This window comes from Actinophytocola xanthii (genome assembly GCF_001921205.1).
Classification (GTDB): domain Bacteria; phylum Actinomycetota; class Actinomycetes; order Mycobacteriales; family Pseudonocardiaceae; genus Actinophytocola; species Actinophytocola xanthii.
Window position 1 is genome coordinate 1 of the sequence record NZ_MSIE01000008.1, and the last position, 16661, is coordinate 16661.

At 70.2% G+C, this 16661-nt stretch carries 17 protein-coding genes and 1 tRNA gene; 5 read left to right on the forward strand and 13 right to left on the reverse strand.

Translation table 11 applies throughout. From position 1 onward, the window contains the following. Window positions 1-711: 711 nt before the first annotated feature. Complete coding sequence (locus tag BU204_RS06445) at window positions 712-1812, forward strand: globin domain-containing protein (RefSeq protein ID WP_075124813.1); 1101 nt, start codon at window positions 712-714, stop codon at window positions 1810-1812. Window positions 1813-1821: 9 nt separating this feature from the next. Here the strand turns inward: BU204_RS06445 and BU204_RS06450 are convergent, their stop codons facing one another. From BU204_RS06450 to BU204_RS06470, 5 genes are all read right to left on the reverse strand, one after another. Beyond that, window positions 1822-2250 (reverse strand): heat shock protein transcriptional repressor HspR, encoded by a 429-nt coding sequence (locus tag BU204_RS06450; protein WP_075124641.1) that lies wholly within the window; start codon window positions 2248-2250, stop codon window positions 1822-1824. Then, window positions 2247-3434, reverse strand: coding sequence for a molecular chaperone DnaJ (dnaJ, locus tag BU204_RS06455; protein WP_075124642.1), 1188 nt, complete (start codon window positions 3432-3434; stop codon window positions 2247-2249). The genes BU204_RS06450 and dnaJ overlap by 4 nt, the downstream gene beginning before the upstream one ends. A 21-nt stretch (window positions 3435-3455) precedes the next feature. Then, a complete protein-coding gene (gene grpE, locus BU204_RS06460) occupies window positions 3456-4184 on the reverse strand; it encodes a nucleotide exchange factor GrpE (RefSeq protein WP_083661060.1) in 729 nt (242 codons plus the stop codon). Next, entirely contained in the window at window positions 4181-6046 is a 1866-nt protein-coding gene (dnaK, locus tag BU204_RS06465) for a molecular chaperone DnaK (RefSeq protein ID WP_075124643.1), read from the reverse strand. The genes grpE and dnaK overlap by 4 nt, the downstream gene beginning before the upstream one ends. A gap of 158 nt (window positions 6047-6204) precedes the next feature. Continuing rightward, window positions 6205-6924: a DUF4097 family beta strand repeat-containing protein gene (locus BU204_RS06470; protein WP_075124644.1), complete on the reverse strand. Its 720-nt coding sequence runs from the start codon at window positions 6922-6924 to the stop codon at window positions 6205-6207. Window positions 6925-7088: 164 nt separating this feature from the next. Between BU204_RS06470 and BU204_RS06475 the strand changes: the two genes are divergently transcribed. After that, complete coding sequence (locus BU204_RS06475; RefSeq protein ID WP_075124645.1) at window positions 7089-8288, forward strand: MFS transporter; 1200 nt, start codon at window positions 7089-7091, stop codon at window positions 8286-8288. On the opposite strand, the gene dcd is transcribed toward BU204_RS06475, so the two are convergent. Next, window positions 8244-8825, reverse strand: coding sequence for a dCTP deaminase (gene dcd / locus BU204_RS06480; RefSeq protein ID WP_075124646.1), 582 nt, complete (start codon window positions 8823-8825; stop codon window positions 8244-8246). The two genes, BU204_RS06475 and dcd, sit on opposite strands and share 45 nt — an antisense overlap. Before the next feature lie 60 nt (window positions 8826-8885). Between dcd and BU204_RS06485 the strand changes: the two genes are divergently transcribed. Together BU204_RS06485 and BU204_RS38920 are read left to right on the forward strand one after the other, a co-directional pair. Continuing rightward, window positions 8886-8959: transfer RNA gene (locus BU204_RS06485), tRNA-Gly, on the forward strand. Window positions 8960-9548: 589 nt separating this feature from the next. After that, on the forward strand, window positions 9549-9734 hold the full coding sequence (locus BU204_RS38920; RefSeq protein ID WP_143229333.1) for a hypothetical protein: 186 nt from the start codon (window positions 9549-9551) through the stop codon (window positions 9732-9734). Window positions 9735-10053: 319 nt separating this feature from the next. Here BU204_RS38920 and BU204_RS06495 read toward each other — a convergent pair whose 3' ends face one another. After that, window positions 10054-10440: a MerR family transcriptional regulator gene (locus BU204_RS06495; protein WP_075124648.1), complete on the reverse strand. Its 387-nt coding sequence runs from the start codon at window positions 10438-10440 to the stop codon at window positions 10054-10056. Window positions 10441-10502: 62 nt separating this feature from the next. On the opposite strand from BU204_RS06495, the gene BU204_RS06500 reads away from it, so the two are divergent. Then, window positions 10503-11684 (forward strand): MFS transporter, encoded by a 1182-nt coding sequence (locus tag BU204_RS06500; protein ID WP_075124649.1) that lies wholly within the window; start codon window positions 10503-10505, stop codon window positions 11682-11684. A 415-nt stretch (window positions 11685-12099) separates the two neighbouring features. Here the strand turns inward: BU204_RS06500 and BU204_RS06505 are convergent, their stop codons facing one another. From BU204_RS06505 to BU204_RS06530, 6 genes are all read right to left on the reverse strand, one after another. Then, the gene (locus tag BU204_RS06505; RefSeq protein ID WP_143229334.1) at window positions 12100-12888 is read right to left on the reverse strand and encodes a hypothetical protein; all 789 of its coding nucleotides are present in this window, start codon (window positions 12886-12888) and stop codon (window positions 12100-12102) included. Between the two features lie 2 nt (window positions 12889-12890). After that, the gene (locus BU204_RS06510) at window positions 12891-14165 is read right to left on the reverse strand and encodes a hypothetical protein (protein ID WP_075124651.1); all 1275 of its coding nucleotides are present in this window, start codon (window positions 14163-14165) and stop codon (window positions 12891-12893) included. 25 nt (window positions 14166-14190) lie between these two features. Beyond that, entirely contained in the window at window positions 14191-14466 is a 276-nt protein-coding gene (locus BU204_RS06515; protein WP_075124652.1) for a hypothetical protein, read from the reverse strand. Then, a complete protein-coding gene (locus BU204_RS06520) occupies window positions 14463-14753 on the reverse strand; it encodes an SAV_915 family protein (RefSeq protein WP_075124814.1) in 291 nt (96 codons plus the stop codon). Before BU204_RS06520 ends, BU204_RS06515 begins: the two co-directional genes overlap by 4 nt. A gap of 295 nt (window positions 14754-15048) precedes the next feature. Next, complete coding sequence (locus BU204_RS06525) at window positions 15049-16092, reverse strand: CU044_5270 family protein (RefSeq protein WP_075124653.1); 1044 nt, start codon at window positions 16090-16092, stop codon at window positions 15049-15051. Then, window positions 16085-16648: an RNA polymerase sigma factor gene (locus BU204_RS06530; RefSeq protein ID WP_083661063.1), complete on the reverse strand. Its 564-nt coding sequence runs from the start codon at window positions 16646-16648 to the stop codon at window positions 16085-16087. Before BU204_RS06530 ends, BU204_RS06525 begins: the two co-directional genes overlap by 8 nt. Between the last annotated feature and the right edge of the window lie 13 nt (window positions 16649-16661).

Below are 16661 nucleotides of genomic sequence, written 5' to 3' on the forward strand. Positions count from 1 at the left end.
GCCCGGGCCCGCCGGCGGCCGCCGGGCCCCCCGCGGCGGCCGGACGGCCGGCGCCGGGGTGACCGTGCGGCGGGATCGCCCCACCGGTCACCGGGGCCCACGGGTTCACCGAGCCGTTCGCGCTCCCAGCGACGGCCGCCGTGGTGGGAGCGGGGGCCTGTCGGGGGGCGGCGGGATGTCCCGGCGGTCGGGACGGTGGCGCCTGCGGAGCTCGGGACGGCGCCGCGGTTCGGCCGAGTGGGTGAATCTGGCGCGTGGGCGCGACCGGTGGTGCCGGGGCCGCGAGCGGCGGAGAGGCCGGCTGACCAGGGCCGGAGCTTGCACCATCCTCGGCGAACTCGAGGTCCAACAGAGCTGGAGGGGCAACGCCGGTGGGGGTTACCGCGTCTGGGCGCACGGCGGACACGCTTTCATAACGCCCGCCTACCGTGTGAACCACTCCCCCGCATGTCGCCTGCGGCGCAGAAATTCACTACTCTTCGTAGCACTGGTTCGCACCAATGTGCCAGGAGCGCGACAACGGGTGAGATTCCGTCTAGTGTCCAGCCTGTCGGGGAACCGGTGGCGAGTAAAACAGCCGACGGCGTCGCACCCCGGACGTCGAGAGGTGGAGTCTGTGTCCCGGCCATGACATCCAACGCAGTGGTGAGCCCGCTTTCCCAGTACCCGCACGGGAACGGCGCCGAGGCCTCGCCAGAACCCATCGTCACCATGGTGCGGCTGGTGCGGGAGAGCTTCGCCAGAGTCGCGCCGCAGGCCGACCGCGTCGCCGAGTACTTCTACGCCACCCTGTTCGCCATCGCGCCGGCGACCCGGGAGATGTTCCCGGTCAACATGCAGGTCCAGCGTTCCCGGCTGTTGCGCGCGCTGGTGCACTTCGTACAGATGGTGGACCGGCCCGACGAGCTGGTCCCGTTCCTGCGCCAGCTCGGGCGCGACCACCGCAAGTTCGGCGTGGTCGCCAGCCACTACGAGGCCGTGGGGATGGCCCTGCTGGCCGCGGTCAAGCAGTTCGCCAAGGAGGCGTGGACCGACGAGGTCGAGCGGGCCTGGGCCGAGGCGTACACGATCATGGCTCGGGCGATGCTCGAGGCGGCCTCGGCCGACGACGACCCCGCCTGGTGGCCGGCCACCGTCCTCGACCGCCACCGCATCACCCGCGACCTGGCCGTCATCCGGGTCCGGACGGAGTTCCCGCTGGCCTACCACCCCGGCCAGTACGTCAGCGTCGAGACGCCCCAGCGGCCACGCATGTGGCGGTACCTGAGCCCGGCCACCGCTCCGCGCGAGGACGGGATGCTGGAGTTCCACGTCCGGTCCGTGGAGGGCGGCTGGGTGAGCCGCGCGATGGTCGGCTACTCCGAGCCGGGCGACCGGTGGCGGATCGGCCCGCCCATGGGGCGTCTGCGGGTGGACCGCCACTCGGGTCGCGACGTGCTGATGGTCGCCGGCGGTACCGGTATCGCGCCGATGCGCGCGATCATCGACCACCTGGCGAAGTGGGGGGAGAACCCCAGGGTCCAGCTGTTCTTCGGCGGCCGGGTTCGCTCGGACCTGTACGACCTGGAGAACCTGCACGCGCTCGCGGCGTCGAACCCGTGGTTGACCTTGGTCCCGGTCCTCGAGTCGGACCACGCGTACGGCGCGGAGCAGGGGACGCTGGCCGACGTGGTCACCCGGTACGGCGCGTGGGAGGACCACGACGTGCTGGTGTCCGGTTCGCCGGCGATGGTGCGCTCGACGGTCTCCCGGATGCTGGTCGCGGGCACGCCGCTGGACCGGATCACCTACGACCCGTTCACGTTGGACTGACCGGCCGCCTCAGCGCTTGCGCGGCTTCCAGACGACCAGCGCGGTCTGCTGCCGGACCGGCACCAGCTCATTGCGGTAGGAGCGGTGGATCGCGGCCGCGGCCTGTTCGGCGGCGGCGTGCACGGCGGCGAGTTCCTCGGTCAGCTCGGCCAGGCGCGAGCGCAGGGCGCTCACCTCGTTCTCGAGCTCGATGATCCGCTTGACCCCGGCCAGGTTCACCCCCTGCTCCTGGGAGAGCCGCTGGATCTCCCGGAGCAGTGCGATGTCACGCATCGAGTACCGGCGGCCGCCGCCCGAGGTCCGGCCCGGCGAGACCAGACCCATGCGGTCGTAGCCGCGCAGGGTCTGGGCGTGCAGGCCGGACAACTCGGCGGCCACGGAGATCACGAAGACGGGGGTGTCCTCGTTGGCGCCGGGTGGGAACGGGATACCGGTCATGACCCACTCCGTTTCTCCAGCATCGAAGTCAGCTCCGGCCGGGGGTCGTGCCCCGCGGTCGCGGCCAGGTAGTCGCGCAGCGCCGCCTTGGCCTTCTCGTCCATGTTCGACGGCACGGTGACCTGCAGGGTCACCAGCAGGTCGCCGACCTGGCCATCCCGGCGGTGGATGCCCTTGCCGCGCACGCGCAGCACCCGCCCGCTCGCCGTGCCCGGTGCCACCCGCAGCGACACCTTGTCCTCGAGCGTCGGCACGGTCAGCGTCGTGCCGAGCGCCAGCTCGGGGAACGTCACCGGGACCTTGACCGTCAGGTCGTTCCCGGACCGGCCGAAGACCGGGTGCGGGCTGACGTGCACGAGCACGTACAGGTCGCCGGCGTGGGCCCCGTTCAAGCCGGGCTCGCCCTGCTCGGCCAGGCGGATCCGCTGCCCGTCGTCGACGCCGGCCGGGATGCGGACGGTGAGCGTGCGGGTCTTGGTGCTTGTCCCGTCGCCGCCGCACTCCGGACACGGGTCGTCGACGATGCGCCCGGTGCCGCGGCAGTCCCGGCACGGCTCGCTGAACGCGAACGCGCCCTGACTGCGGCTCACCAGCCCCGCGCCCGAACAGGTCGGACAGGTACGGGGGGTGGTGCCGGGCCGCGCGCCGGAGCCCTGGCAGGTCGAGCAGGTCGAGGGGCTGGACAGGCGCAACGGGACCGTCGCGCCCTTGACCGCCTCGACGAAGTCGATGCGGACCTCGGTCTCGACGTCCGCGCCGCGGCGTGGCCGGCTGGTGGTACCGGTGGCCCCGGCCCGCCGACCGAACAGGTTGCCGAGCAGGTCGCTGATGCCACCGCTGCCGGCCGCACCGGCCTGCTGGCCACTGAAGATGTCGCCGAAGTCGAAGTTGGTCCCGCCGGTGCCGAACCCGCCGAACCCGCCGCCGCCCGGGCGGAACGCGCCGGATCCGAAGAGCCGGCGGGCCTCGTCGTACTGCTTGCGCTTCTCCGCGTCCCCGAGCACGCCGTAGGCCTCGGACACCGCCTTGAAGCGGGCCTCGGCCTGGGCGTTGCCCGGGTTCGCGTCGGGGTGCAGCTCACGCGCCAGCTTGCGGTACGCCTTCTTGATCTCGTTCTCGCTGGCGCCGGACGAGACGCCCAACTCGTGGTAGAAGTCCTTGTCGATCCAGTCCCTCGCACTCACCGGACGTCCCCTCCCTCCTCGTCAGTTCTGTTCGTCGGCCCGGCCGGCCGGAGGCGTGTCCGCCCCGGTCGGCTCGAACCAGTCGCCCGTGCCGCCGCCCTCGGCGGACGGCCCGGGCGCCGCCGGCGCCGCCGCCGGCTCGTGGTCGGTGACGCCGACCAGCGCCGCACGCACCACCCGGTCGCCGAAGCGGTAGCCGCGGCGCAGCACCGCGGTCACCGTCGGGCCGGGGACGTCGGGCGAGGTGTCGTGCTGGACCGCCTCGTGCACCGACGGGTCGAACGGCTCGCCGTCGTGCCCGAAGCCCTCGAGCCCGACGCGCTCCAGCGTGGCCGCGAGCTTGTCGGCCACCGCCTTGAACGCGCCGGTGAGGTCGCCGTGCTGGGCAGCCCGCTCGATGTCGTCGAGCACCGGCAGCAGCTCGCTCGCCACCGACGCCTTGGCCTGGGTGACCACGGCCTCCCGGTCGCGGTCGATCCGCTTGCGGTAGTTGGCGTACTCGGCCTGGAGGCGTTGCAGGTCGGCGGTGCGCTCGTCGAGCTGCGCCTTCAGCTCCGCCTCCTGGCTGGGCGCCTCGTCGGACACCTGGCCACCCTGGTCCGTGACCTGCTCGTGCCCCGGCTCGCCCGGCGCCGGTTCCTCCGACGCCGGGCGGACCTGCCCGGTCTGCGGGTCGATTCGACGGCGGTCGCGCACGACGACTCGCGGCTCCTCTCCGGAGTTCTCGTCGGTTCGGTGGTCGGAGGTCACTTCTTGCCGTCCTCGTCGACGATCTCGGCGTCCACCACGTCGTCGGCGCCCGGCGCGGCCTGCTCACCACCCGGCGCACCAGCACCGGCACCGCCGCCGGCACCCTCGCCCGCCTGCGCGCCGGTCTGCGCGTAGATGGCCGAGCCCATGGCCTGCGACTCGGTGGCGAGCTTCTCCATCGCGGCCTTGATGGTCGCGGTGTCGTTGCCCTTGAGCGCGTCCTGGGCGTCCTGGATCGCGCTGTTGACCTTGTCCTTGACCTCGGTCGGGATCTTCTCGTCGTTGTCCTTGACGAACTTCTCCGTCTGGTAGACGAGCGTCTCGGCCTGGTTGCGGACCTCGGCCTCCTCGCGGCGGCGCTTGTCCTCCTCGGCGTGCGCCTCCGCGTCCTTGATCATCCGGTCGATGTCGTCCTTCGGCAGCGCGGAGCCGCCGGTGATCGTCATCGACTGCTGCTTGCCCGTGCCCAGGTCCTTCGCGCTGACCTGCACGATGCCGTTGGCGTCGATGTCGAAGGTGACCTCGATCTGCGGGACGCCCCGGGGTGCCGGCGGGATGCCGGTGAGGTCGAAGGTGCCCAGCTTCTTGTTGTGCACCGCGATCTCGCGCTCACCCTGGAAGACCTGGATGCCGACCGTGGTCTGGCCGTCGTCCGCGGTGGAGAAGATCTCCGACTTCTTGGTCGGGATCGTCGTGTTCCGCTCGATGAGCTTGGTGAACACGCCACCCTTGGTCTCGATGCCCAGCGACAGCGGGGTGACGTCCAGCAGCAGCACGTCCTTGACGTCGCCGCGCAGCACGCCGGCCTGCAGGGTCGCGCCGATCGCGACGACCTCGTCCGGGTTCACGCCCTTGTTCGGCTCCTGGCCGCCGGTCAGCTCCTTGACCAGGTCGGACACGGCCGGCATGCGGGTGGAACCACCGACCAGCACGACGTGGTCGATGTCGCCGACCTTGATGCCAGCGTCCTTGATCACGGTGTTGAACGGTGCACGGGTGCGGTCGAGCAGGTCGCTGGTGATCCGCTGGAACTCGGCGCGGGACAGCGTCTCGTCCAGGAACAGCGGGTTCTTGTCGGCGTCGACCGTGATGTAGGGCAGGTTGATGCCGGCGCTGTTCGAGCTGGACAGCTCGATCTTGGCCTTCTCCGCCGCCTCACGGATGCGCTGCAGGGCCATCTTGTCCTTGGTCAGGTCGATGCCCGAGGACTGCTTGAACTTGTCGACCAGCCAGTCGACGATGCGCTGGTCCCAGTCGTCGCCGCCGAGGTGGTTGTCACCGGAGGTCGCGCGGACCTCCACGACGCCCTCGCCGATCTCCAGCAGCGACACGTCGAACGTGCCACCGCCGAGGTCGAAGACGAGGATGGTCTGCTCCTTCTCGCCCTTGTCCAGCCCGTAGGCCAGCGCGGCCGCGGTCGGCTCGTTCACGATCCGCAGCACGTTCAGGCCGGCGATCTGCCCGGCCTCCTTGGTGGCCTGCCGCTGGGCGTCGGAGAAGTAGGCCGGGACGGTGATCACCGCGTCGGTGATCGGCTCGCCGAGGTAGGACTCCGCGTCCCGCTTGAGCTTCATCAGCACGCGGGCGCTGATCTCCTGCGGCGAGTACTTCTTGTCGTCGATCTCGGTGGTCCAGTCCGTGCCCATGTGCCGCTTGACCGACCGGACCGTGCGGTCCACGTTGGTGACAGCCTGGTTCTTCGCCGGCTGGCCGACCAGTACCTCGCCGTTCTTGGCGAAGGCCACAACGGACGGGGTGGTCCGCGAACCCTCGGAGTTGGCGATCACCGTCGGCTCACCGCCCTCGAGGACGGCGACGACGGAGTTGGTCGTCCCCAGGTCGATACCGACCGCTCGCGCCATTGGATTTCCTCCTGCTGCTCTTACCTGTGTGGGTTGAGTCCCTGCCGCTCAAGTTTGCCGACGAGGGAGCCGGCTCGTCAAACCAGAGTTGAGCCGGTCACACTCAACCTTCCTGACTCCTTCAACGCGGGACGGCGCCGGATCGTTCCCGGAGGCGGTCAGGAGCGCCTGACCTCGATGTTTCCGCTGTCGGTGTGTAGATCGAGGTGGTGGGTGGCGCTCCGGTCGTCCTGGATGTCGCTGTCGAGGTGGCCGCCGCCGGCGTCGGCGTCGAGGCGGTAGGCGGCGTCGGGGACGGTCACCTCCACATTGCCGCTGGAGGCGTCGACCCGCACGTCGTGGGCGGCCGCGAGGCCGACGCTCACGTTGCCGGAGGCGGCCCGCACCTGGGCGGTGCCCGCGATCCGGTCCAGGGTGACGTTGCCCCTGCTCACCTCGACGTTCACCGGCGCCCGGACGTCCTCGACGGTCACGTCACCCGAGCTGGCCCGCAGGTTCACCTCCCCGGCACCGCGGATCTCGGCGTGGCCGGAGTCGACGGCGCCATCCACCCGGACCCCCTCGGGGACGACGAGCTCGTAGTCGATCCAGCAGCCGTCGTCGGGGCAGTCCTCGAGGACCAGGACCCCGTCCTCGACACGGTGGGTGGGACCGGGCCGCTCGTCCTCGTAGTGGATCTCCCGGTGCACCGACGAGGAGTCGCCCGGTCGGATCGTGATGTTGCCGGCGTCGTTGGCGAAGCGCACCGCGGTGATCCGCTCGGTGACCTTCGTCTCGTCGGAAGCCCGCTCCTTGGTGATGTCCCACCCGCACGCGCCGAGCACTCCCAGCCCGGTCACGAGCGCCGCACCGGCCGCCACCCCTCGCCAGATCCGCATGTCAAGCCCCTCGTCGCAGGTTCAGTCGTCTCGACGCTAGGGATGCGGGCGGGTCGGTACATCGGGGAACGCCCCCGAGCCGACTCGGGGACGACCCCGGGCCGTCTGCTCAGAGTGTGGGAGCTCATTCCCATTGAGCGGGAACCAGCACTTACCGTTGGGCCATGACCCGACGCTGGCTGGTCCTCGCCGCCGGGGTCGCGGCGCAGGCGACCACGTCGAGCTTCCTGTACGGGGTCGCGTTCCTGATCCCGGAGCTCAGGGCGTCGACCGGGGTGTCGCTGGCCCAGGCGGGGTTGCTGGTGTCGGCACCGCTGCTTGGTCTGTTGGCCGCGTTGATCGCGTGGGGAGCGGCAGCGGACCGGTACGGCGAGCGCGTGGTGATGGCGGCGGGGTTGGTCGGGACCGGGGCGCTGTTGCTGGGCAGCCTGTTCGTGCCCGGCCTGGTGCTGCTCGGGGTGGGCCTGCTGCTCGCCGGCGCCGCCGCGGCGTCGGTGAACGCGGCCAGCGGACGGGCGGTACTCGGCTGGTTCGGCGCCCGCGAGCGCGGGCTGGCGATGGGGCTGCGGCAGACCGCGCAGCCGATCGGCGTGGGCATCGCCGCGGCGACCCTGCCTCCGCTCGCGGACCGGTTCGGCTTCGTGCCCGCACTGGCTCTCCCGGCGGGTTTGTGCCTGCTGACCGCGGTGGTGGTACTGGTCGTCGTGGTCGACCCACCGCGACCGCCGCGCCCGGCGGTCACCGAGTCGCCCTACCGGGCGCTGACCGGCCGGACACTGGTCCGCCTGCACGCCGCGAGCGCGCTGTTGGTCGGCCCGCAGTTCGTGGCGGCGACGTTCGCGGTGGCGTTCCTGGTGTCCGAGCGGGGCTGGAGCCCGGTCGCGGCGGGCCGGCTGGTGGCGGTCGTGCAGGTGGCCGGCGCGGTGGGCCGGATCGTGGCGGGCGTGTGGTCGGACCGGGTCGGCAACCGCCTGGGTCCGATGCGCGTGATTGCCGTGGTCGCGATGGTCACGATGGTGGGGTGGGCCCTGGGCGACGCGTTCGACTCGTGGCTGTCGGTGGTGGCGCTGGTGGCGGTGCTGATCGTGTCGGTGACCGACAACGGTCTGGGTTTCACCGCGACGGCGGAGCTGGCCGGCCCGTTCTGGGCCGGCCGGGCGCTCGGCGTGCAGAACACCGCCCAGAACGCGGTGGCGATGGCCGCGGCCCCGCTGTTCGGCGCGCTGATCACCGCGTTCGGGTACCCCCTGGCACTGGCCGCCGGGGCGCTGTTCCCACTGGCCGGCGCCCTGCTCACCCCGGTCCAGGGCGAGCGCCGCCTAGCGGCTGGTGTCGACGCGGTGGAAGTTGAGGTACGCCCGTGAGGGGGTCGGCCCCCGCTGCCCCTGGTACCGCGAGCCGGCGGCCGTGGAGCCGTAGGGGTTCTCGGCGGCGCTGGAGAGGCGGAAGAGGCAGAGCTGGCCGATCTTCATGCCCGGCCAGAGGGTGATCGGCAGGTTGGCGACGTTGGACAGCTCGAGCGTGATGTGACCCTCGAAGCCGGGGTCGATGAACCCCGCGGTCGAGTGGGTGAGCAGCCCCAACCGCCCCAGGCTCGACTTCCCTTCCAGTCGCCCCGCGAGATCGTCCGGCAGCCGCACGGCCTCGAACGTGGAGCCGAGCACGAACTCCCCCGGATGCAGAACGAACGGCTCGTCGTCCACCGCCTCGACGAGCGTGGTGAGGTCGTCCTGCTGCTGCCGCGGGTCGATGTGGGTGTACCGGGTGTTGTTGAACACCCGGAAGAAGCGGTCCAGCCGCACGTCGACGCTGGATGGCTGCACCATGGCCTCGTCGAACGGGTCGAGCCCCAGCCGCCCGTCCGCGAGCTCCTTGCGCAGATCCCGATCGCTCAGCAACACCCGCTCACCCTAGCCGGCGGCCCCGTGTATCCTCAGCGATGCCCGGCTACACCGGGTGTTGCGGATGTAGTTCAATGGTAGAACATCAGCTTCCCAAGCTGAGAACGCGGGTTCGATTCCCGTCATCCGCTCCAAGCCAGAAGCCCCAGGTCACAGCATGTCTACTGTGGACCCGGGGGTTTGTCGTTTCTAGATCGCGAACCCTTGTCGTGCCCCCCGCGTGCCCCTAACCGGTCGATGCGAGCACTCCGGGAGGGTCGCACCTGGTTTGGCCATGACAGTGCACGACCGCACGAGCCGCACGGAAAAGGGGATCCCCGTCCGGCACATGCGGTCGATTCTGCCCTCCGACCGCTGGACCGTGACCTACGAGGTCAAGTCGTGACCAGGGGCTGGCTGCTGCGGCAGGCCGAGCCGGACGACCTTGACACAGTCTTGGAGATCCTCGGTCAACGGGTGGCCTGGCTGAGGCGACGTGGGAGCGATCAGTGGTCGACGTTCCCCCGGTGGCCAGCGAAGCTGAAGGCATCAATCTCGCGGGGTGAAACATGGATCGCGGAGAGTCGGGAACATGAACCGGTTGGAACGATCACGGTCTTTACCTCTGGGGACACGGACTTCTGGTCACCTGACGAACTTGCGATCCCCGCTCTGTACCTCGCCAAGCTAGCCACGCTGCCGCCAGACGCAGGCGCCCCGGATGTAGTGCACGGCCTCGGACAATTGATCCTGGAGTGGACTGTCGACTACGCGGCGAGAGCGCACCTGGCCGTGGTCAGGCTCGACGTCTGGCGGACGGCCCACGCACTGCACCGCTGGTACGAGCTGCATGGGTGGACGAAGGTGCGCACGATCGAGCTGCCGCACCGAAAGTCGGGCACGTTGTTCGAACGCCCCGCATCCCCCTGACCGCCTCATCAGGCATCGTTCTGTTCCTCTTCGCAGCGGACACCGAACACCTACGAGAGTACCTAGGCGGCCCTGCCTGTAGGCGTTCCTCACCTGCGTGGGTGATCGGTCCGCAGCGGCAGAGCGGCGCCGGATCGAAACGGGGAGAGACTAGACGATCCGTCAGGGCTGTCACACCTGTCACACTGTCACTTGAGACCACTTGACCAGCGCATTTACCTGTGACAGCCAAGTGACAGCCGATCTCCGTAGGGCCTTCCCACACTCCTCCTCTGTCACAGCGTCCTTAGAGCGGGGCCGCACCGGATCCGCCGTCCGGTCAGGACGACTGATCCGGTGCGGTGGAGTGCTCCGTCTCGGCGTTAGCGATGACGTCGTCGAGCACGTCCCGAGTTCGCCGCAGCTCGGCGATCTGCCGGTCGATGCGCGCGCGCTCGGCGCGCAGTCGGTCGACCAGCCGGGGTGTGGCGCGCTCGCTCGGCCGGCCGTCCACGTCGCGCATGCAGGGGAGGATGTCGAAGATCTTGGCGCTGTTGAGGCCGGCGGCGTACAGCTCCTGGATCCGGATGACGCGGTCGAGCGCGGTCTCGGGGTAGGTGCGGTGCCCGCCGGCGGTTCGGGTCGGGACGAGTAGCCCCTGATCCTCGTAGTACCGGAGCGACCGGACGCTCACGCCGGTCCGGTCAGCCAGCTCGCCGATCCGCACATCCACCTCCGCGCTGGATCGGACTTGATTCTAACATCGGTGTGAGGTTTCACCATTGCCCCGTGACTCGCACCGACCCCACCACGAACCGACTTGTCCTGTCGCCGCTCCTAGCGCTGGCGACAGCGGTGTTCATCACCAGCCTCACCGAGACCCTTCCCGCCGGTGTCCTCGTCGGGATGAGCGACGGCCTCGGCGTGTCCGACTCGACCATGGGCCAGGCCGTCACCGTCTACGCGGTGGGTACCGCCCTGACCGCGGTGCCGCTCAGCGCCGCCACGGCGCACTGGCGGCGCAAGCGCCTCCTGCTGACGGCGATGGCCGGTTTCCTCGCCGCCAACACGCTGACCGCTCTCGCCCCCACCTACGCGGTGGTCATGATCGCCCGGTTCCTCGCCGGAGCCGCGGCGGGCGTGGCGTGGTCCATGCTCGCCGGGTACGCAAGGCGGCTGGCCCCGCCCCGGCTGGCCGGACGGGCGACAGCCGTTGCCATGACTGGCGTTCCCCTCGCCCTCTCGCTCGGCGTCCCGGCCGGCACGTTCCTCGGTCACGTGCTGGACTGGCGCGCCGCGTTCGGCGCTATGAGCCTGCTGACGATCGGCGTCCTCACCTGGATCGCCGTAGGCGTCGCGGATTTCCCCGGTGTGGCCCGCACGCGGGGCGACCGGAGGTCGATCCTGGTCGCGCTGGCGGTGCCGGGCGTCCCGGCGGTGCTGGCGGTCACGCTCGTCTTCGTGCTCGCGCACACGATCATCTACACCTTCGTCGCCACCTACCTCGCCGACGCGGGTATGGCGGACCGGACCGACCTCGTTCTCCTGGTCTTCGGGATCGCGTGCCTGGTCAGCATCTGGCTCGTCGGGAAACGCGTCGACCGCGACCTCCGGCGACTCACCATCGCGAGCATCGGCCTCGTCGCCGCCGCGGCCATGGTGTTCGCCGTCACGCGGTCACCGTTCGCCGTCTACGTCGCGGCCGCGGCCTGGGGACTGGGCTGGGGAGGTGTTCCAACCCTGCTGCAGACGGCGGGCGCCGTCGCCGGCGGCCGGCACAGCGAGGCGGCGGCCGACGGAACCCAGTCCATGCTTGTCACCCTCTGGAACGCGGCGATGGCCTTCGGCGGCAGCGCGGGTGGGCTCGTCCTGGCCGTCGGCGGTGTGGTCGCCCTCCCCGCGGCGACGGCCCTGATGAGCCTCCCGGCGCTCCTCATCGTGGTCGCGGCCCGACGGCACGCGTTCCCGTGACGCGCGCGGACGACCACGATCTCGGCCTTTCGGTCGATGGTGGCCGCCGCGTGTTCTCGCCGCTGGGAACCCAAACGTCGAAGGCTCAATGCCGGTCGTTTCGCTGCCCCGGAAGGCACCTATTGATCTTAAACATGCCTGTTTTCGCTGCTCGCCGACCGCGGGTTGATCTTCTGTCAGCAGCGGTAAACAACGGTCACCTGAAGTCCGACAAAGCAGCAGTTCAGGCTACCTTTTCAGCGGCGTTGGGCTGGTTCCCAAGCTGAGAACGCGGGTTCGATTCCCGTCATCCGCTCCACACACAAAACCCCAGGTCGTCGCACTGTGGACGCCCTGGGGTTTGTCGTGTTGCAGGCGTGCTACCTGATCGCGCCAGGTGGTACTCCGGCCGGTTCGTGAGCACGGCGACCTGTCGTCAGAGACCCGCGAACCTTGTCAGCGCCGCGTCGTTTCCGAGTTCGGCTCGTGCGGCGGGATTCTCCAGGTAGAAGCGCACCGCGCGGTACAGCAGCGCGGGGTCCGCGGCCAGGAAACGCCCCTGTACGGCCAGGTGTGGCGCGAACGCCAGCTCTCCCTGCCGCCACGCCGACGAGGTGCGCCGCACCCACCCGGTCGTGTTCGCCGCCGCGATCACCTGTACGAGCGGCCCCCGAACGTCGGCCGGAACTACCTCCACCACGTCGTTCCAGGGTAGGTACGAGCGCATGGCCCACGAGCGGTGGTAGATCCCGCTCGGGGTCAGCGCAACGAGTCCCGTTTGGAGCCGCCCGCGGGCCAGGTCGATCACGCACCACAACAGGTAGCCGCACACCAGCAACGCCGCCACCAGCAGTGCCACGCCCCCGCCGCCCCCAGCGGCCAACCCGCCGACCGCGATCAGCCCGAAGAACAGCAGACAGTAGACGCCCGCCACAACGTATCCCCACCCGAGAGCGGCTGAGTACGGCAGGACGACCCCGCGCTCCGCCAGTTCAGCCACCTCGCGCACGGCCAGGCCGCCGGTGCCTTGCCGACGTGCCCGGGACAGGTACACCAGTGCGCCGGCGACGATCAGCAACGGGCTCCCCACCAGCAGGATGCCGACCCCGTCCGTGGAGACCGCGGCAACTCCCAGTACGAGGCCGCCGGCACCGGCCGACCCGAGCAGCACCGCTGTCACGAGCCACGACGTCCGGCGTTGGACCGGCCACGGCTGAGTGGTCACAGCTAGAAGATAGAGTCCCAGACCTTCTTGGCTCCGTCCGCCACCGCTTCCGCACCGTCACCGACCGCATCGCCCACCGCGGACACGCCTTGCTCGAACGGCTTGGTGATGCTGTCGGGCAACGCGTCGTAGGCAGCGTCGGCGACCCCGCTCGCTACCAGCCCGACGCCGATTCCGACGACCGCGCCGACTGGTCCCCCGATCGCCGCACCGACGGCGACCGACGCCCCGAACCCGGCCAGTCCGGACACGATGGCCTTTCCGGCCGGCTTGCCGGTGTGGATGTCGTAGCCGACTCCGGCGGCGGTGATGGCGAGACCCACGACTGGCACGTGCCGCAGTACGGGTGCGGAACGGCTGAGCATGGGGTTCAGCATCCGCGAGACGCCGCCGGCGCGCTTTGCCGCTGCCTCGGCGGCTTCGGTGGACAGCGCGTTGTTGTACATCTGGCCGGAGATCCGGAGTCGTTCGGCCTGCATCGCGCGCAGGGCGCCGGCGTTCGATCCGCCAGCGAGATCGTCGGTGGATCCCATGCCCCGTTGGGCGAGCCAGCGCGCCACGTCCGCGGAGCGGGTCTCCGCGCCGACCGACACATATCGCTGCGCCAGCGTCTCGCCGTACGCGGCAAGCGCTTGCGCCTGGCCGCGCAATGCACTGGCGTTCGCCGCCGCGAGGGCACCCGCGACGCCGGTGCCCAGGTCCGCGGCCTGGAATGCGGCCTTACCGGTCAGGTCGGCCCACATGTTCTGAGCGACCTGCTTGCCGAAGTCGAGTATCGAGCGCGCGGCGCTGGCCTCGGTCTGCGCCTCGTCGTAGGCGACGACCTGACGCGCATGAGCGTTCTGCGCCTGCACCGCGGACCGGTGGGCGGCGGCCTCCTCAGCAGACGCGTCCGGCGCGAGCGTGCCCGGGTCGGCCGGTGCTGGGCCGGGGTCGAGAATCTGGGTGCTGGTCAGCGTCAGCCCACCGGCAGCGGCGATCTCGCGGGCGCGGGCCATGCGGGTCAGCGCGGTCTGTAAGTCGTCGGCGAAGACCTCCATCGACTGGCCAGCCGCGTCTGCGTCGGCGGCCAAGGTGTCGGCCTTGCCGCCGCCGCTGGTCATCCTCGCCCGGAACTTGTCGCCCGCCTCGCCGAGCCAGTCCGCTTCGGAGTTGGTGCGAGCGGCGTAGATCTGTGTCGTGCAGTTGTGGATGCCGGGGGACAGCGTGCCGCGCATCCAGCGGGCAGCACCGCGAATGCTCTCCGGGTCACCGTCGATCTTGGTGTCGATGGGCATGAGTTCCTCAGGTACGGGATAGCTGCTACTGGACGATGGGCAGGCCCTGCCGGGCCGAGTCCTCCAGGTTCAGATAGGTCTCGGAGCCGGCGGCAACGTTGTCTCCCGCGATGCCCACACCGAGGACGACTTCCGCCGCGCTGTCGGTGAAGCCGACGATCATCATGGTCAGAGCGCCGGTGAGGTCGCCCGCGTCGGGAGCGGGTGGCGGGGCCCCGATGCCGCCGAGGTTGGAGCCGGCGGAGCGCAGGGTGCTCGCGATACCCTCGAGCCCGCCGTCGACGCTGTAGCCGTCGGTCATCGCGCAGCCGCCGCCTTCCTGCGGTGTTCCTCCGGTACCTCCAGATCAAGCAAGATCATGTCGAAACGCACTCGCTCGGCGATCTTGTCCAGGTCGACGGTCGGCATCACAACCCATGGCTGGTTGGGTCCGCAGCAGCTCACCAGCCGGTCGAGTGCGGAGTAGACAAGCAACGCGACGCGGCCGTCGCGGGTCGGGCGGAGGTCGACGGCCAGCTCACCACCCTGGATGTCGTCCGAACACGGCACGTACACCACGGGCGGAAGTTGGGCCTGGTGTCCGTTCATGTCCATCTGACACCGCCTAGGACAACGGGTGACGGCACGGTGACCGCCACGCCGTCGTTCGCAGGACAATTCGGTCCCACATGCCCTCCTTGAATGACACTTGGCTCATCGCCGCAGCGGCTGCCGCCACCATATATATCTCGCGACGAAAGGACCGCCTCACGTTGCCGCGTGGCTACGTGCTGCCACTGCATAGCCGCGCGGGCCGCACGGGAAACCCGGGGCTGTCCGGACGACAGACGCGCGCAGCCCGATCGGGGTCCCGGTACCCCGATCGGGCTGTCCTCGTTCGACGTCAGCGGGCGGGTAGTGCGCCCAGCTCGCCCACGACCGATGTGGACAGCGCGCTGTAGCTGATGACCGTGCCGGCCGGTAGCTCGCCGCCGGCCAGCACCGTCGTGCGGCCGCCGATGTACTGGCCCGTCTTCGAATCGATGATCACTTCTTCGCGCTTGCCGTTCCGGTCGATGCCGAAGCTGATGCCGATTCGACCGTCGAGGTTGGCGTTCCTGTCCTTGATCTTCAGGTCGGGGACGAACGCCAGCGCCCGGTAGAGGTTGGCACGCAGGGCGGCCGGCATCAGCCCGCGCTGGATCGCGTCGTCCACGAACTCCAGGACCGCTGCCGCAGGATCGTCGCCATCCTCCTCGGCCTCGTCCAGGATCTCCTCGTAGAGCTCCTCGGGGTCGGTGGGAAGCTCGGCCACGAACTCCGGGGTCGGCTCCTGCCAGCTGCCCTCTCGCTCGCAGGGTCGCATGCCGCCTTCCGGGTAGAAGTCGCCGCACTTCGCGCGGCGCACTTCCGGGCTCGGGGCATCGGGGTCGACGCCCGCTGCCCGTAGCTCCGCTTCGGTGCCCTGCAACCACTCGCGCTTCCCGGTTGCGTAACTGCGCTGCATCCACTCCTGGTTCCGGTCGTAGGGAACCCAGGTCTGGATGACGTTCTCCTGAAGGTAGGACACCGTGCGCCCGCTCTCCGACATGCGGCGCTCGGCCTCCGACATGCCGTCCTTGGCCAGAACGTAGCTACCCATGTCCCACCTGTGGGATTCCACGTACAGGTACTGACCCGGCGCCACGACGGGGTCGGCGGAGCCGATCTTGTCCGCGGCGCTGTTCAACGCCTCCGCGACTGCGGCGGAGGCGACTGGGGTTTCGCCGAACGGGGCCTGCGCCACCACGACTCCCGCGGCCACCGCCGCGACGGTGCCGACCGCGGCCACCCATCGCGCCCGGTGGCGTTTCGGGGCCGTGGCGGTAGCGGCCGGGTGCTCCGCCGCCAACAGGTGTCCGTGCTGGGTCAGCAGCCGGTCAAGCAGCTGATCTTCGAACTTACCCATGGTTCTCACCCACGACCTTCCTCAACCTGCCACGCGCCCGGAACAGCCTGATCCGCATCGCGCCCGGCGAGATGCCGAGCGCGACAGCTGCCTCCCCCCGGTCCATTCCGGCGATGTCCACCAGCTCGATGACGTCACGATCCGCCTGGGACAGCTCAGCCATCCCGTCGAGCAGCGCCCGCCCCGACCGTTCCGCGTCGATCCGGACGACCAGTTCCGCGGCCTCGTCGACGTCCAGCTCCCGCCATCCGGCGAGCCGGGCCGCGGCATCCCTGCCCCGGCTCACTCCCTCGCAGTACCGGGCGAAGACGTGCCGGGCAATGCCGAGCAGCCAGCCGCGTGGACTTCCACGAGCGGGGTCGAATGCCGCGAACGAGGTGATCGCCCGTACGAAGGTGTCCGCGGTGAGGTCAGCGACGTTCTGCGGGTCACGGGTTCGCCGGGCGAAGTACGCGGTCACGTCTCGCACGTGTGCGCGGTACACCTGCTCGAACTCGGCGATCCGCCCCCCTGGCGGGGCCTCGGCGCGGTGGGGCCTGGCCATGATCTCGTTCACGGTAACTGGTTGC

What these genes read in the sequence shown, in the direction of transcription:
- BU204_RS06445 (WP_075124813.1), top strand. Translation starts at nt 712, where the DNA reads ATGGTGCGGCTGGTGCGGGAGAGCTTCGCCAGAGTCGCGCCGCAGGCC.
- BU204_RS06450 (WP_075124641.1), bottom strand. Translation starts at nt 2,250, where the DNA reads ATGACCGGTATCCCGTTCCCACCCGGCGCCAACGAGGACACCCCCGTC.
- dnaK (WP_075124643.1), bottom strand. Translation starts at nt 6,046, where the DNA reads ATGGCGCGAGCGGTCGGTATCGACCTGGGGACGACCAACTCCGTCGTC.
- BU204_RS06470 (WP_075124644.1), bottom strand. Translation starts at nt 6,924, where the DNA reads ATGCGGATCTGGCGAGGGGTGGCGGCCGGTGCGGCGCTCGTGACCGGG.
- BU204_RS06475 (WP_075124645.1), top strand. Translation starts at nt 7,089, where the DNA reads ATGACCCGACGCTGGCTGGTCCTCGCCGCCGGGGTCGCGGCGCAGGCG.
- BU204_RS06510 (WP_075124651.1), bottom strand. Translation starts at nt 14,165, where the DNA reads ATGCCCATCGACACCAAGATCGACGGTGACCCGGAGAGCATTCGCGGT.
- BU204_RS06515 (WP_075124652.1), bottom strand. Translation starts at nt 14,466, where the DNA reads ATGACCGACGGCTACAGCGTCGACGGCGGGCTCGAGGGTATCGCGAGC.
- BU204_RS06520 (WP_075124814.1), bottom strand. Translation starts at nt 14,753, where the DNA reads ATGAACGGACACCAGGCCCAACTTCCGCCCGTGGTGTACGTGCCGTGT.
- BU204_RS06525 (WP_075124653.1), bottom strand. Translation starts at nt 16,092, where the DNA reads ATGGGTAAGTTCGAAGATCAGCTGCTTGACCGGCTGCTGACCCAGCAC.